1 protein-coding gene is annotated in these 1,208 nt (G+C 42.8%); it reads left to right on the top strand.

All coding sequences use genetic code 11. From position 1 onward, the window contains the following. The first annotated feature begins 13 nt into the window (after window positions 1–13). Window positions 14–1,207, top strand: coding sequence for an elongation factor Tu (gene tuf, locus ACFHWD_RS20585; RefSeq protein ID WP_150355427.1), 1,194 nt, complete (start codon window positions 14–16; stop codon window positions 1,205–1,207). The last annotated feature ends 1 nt before the right edge of the window (window position 1,208 follow it).

Below are 1,208 nucleotides of genomic sequence, written 5' to 3' on the forward strand. Positions count from 1 at the left end.
AGGAGGAAGAATAATGTCAAAAGAGAAGTTTGAAAGGACGAAACCGCACGTAAATATAGGAACGATAGGGCATGTAGATCATGGTAAGACAACATTGACAGCAGCAATAACCATGGTATTAGCGAAAGAGGGGAAGGCATCGGCAACAAAGTATGATGAGATAGATAAAGCTCCAGAGGAGAAAGAGAGAGGAATAACGATAAATACAGCGCATGTGGAATATGAGACAGATAAGAGACACTATGCACATGTAGACTGTCCAGGGCATGCAGATTATGTAAAGAACATGATAACAGGTGCAGCACAGATGGATGGAGCAATATTGGTAGTGAGTGCTGCAGATGGTCCAATGCCGCAGACAAGGGAACATATACTACTGGCAAGCAGGGTAGGAGTACAGCATATAGTAGTATTTTTAAATAAGGCAGATCAGGTGGATGATCCTGAGTTACTGGAATTAGTAGAGATGGAAGTAAGGGATCTTTTAAGTGAATATGGATTTCCGGGAGATGAAGTACCAATAATAGTAGGCAGTGCACTTAAGGCACTGGAGAATCCGGATGATGCAGAAGCGACGAAATGTATATATGAGCTGATGGATGCAGTTGACAATTATATACCGACACCTGATAGACCAACAGACAAACCATTCTTGATGCCAATAGAGGATATATTCACAATTACAGGAAGAGGGACAGTAGCGACAGGAAGAGTAGAGAGTGGAGTATTAAAAATAGGAGACGAACTGGAGATAGTAGGACTTCAAGAGGAGAAGAAGAAGACAGTATGTACAGGAGTAGAGATGTTCAGGAAGCTGCTTGACCAGGCAATGGCAGGAGACAACATAGGTGTACTTCTGAGAGGTATACAGAGGAATGAAGTAGAGAGAGGTCAGGTACTTGCGAAACCAGGTACAGTACACCCGCACAAGAAATTTGTAGGTCAGGTATATGTACTTAAGAAAGAAGAGGGTGGGAGGCACACACCGTTTTTCAATGGATACAGGCCGCAGTTTTATTTTAGGACCACAGATGTAACGGGGACCATTGCACTTCCGGAAGGAGTAGAGATGGTAATGCCTGGAGACCATATAGATATGAATGTAGAACTCATAACACCGGTAGCAATGCATGAAGGGTTGAGGTTTGCAATAAGAGAAGGCGGAAGAACAGTTGGTTCTGGTGTCGTAACTAAAATAGTTGAGTAAT

Source organism: Clostridium sp. MT-14 (assembly GCF_042436595.1).
Taxonomy (GTDB): Bacteria; Bacillota; Clostridia; order Clostridiales; family Clostridiaceae; genus Clostridium_B; species Clostridium_B aromativorans.

Coding starts and splice junctions, on each gene's coding strand:
- tuf (WP_150355427.1), top strand. CDS start 14: ATGTCAAAAGAGAAGTTTGAAAGGACGAAACCGCACGTAAATATAGGA.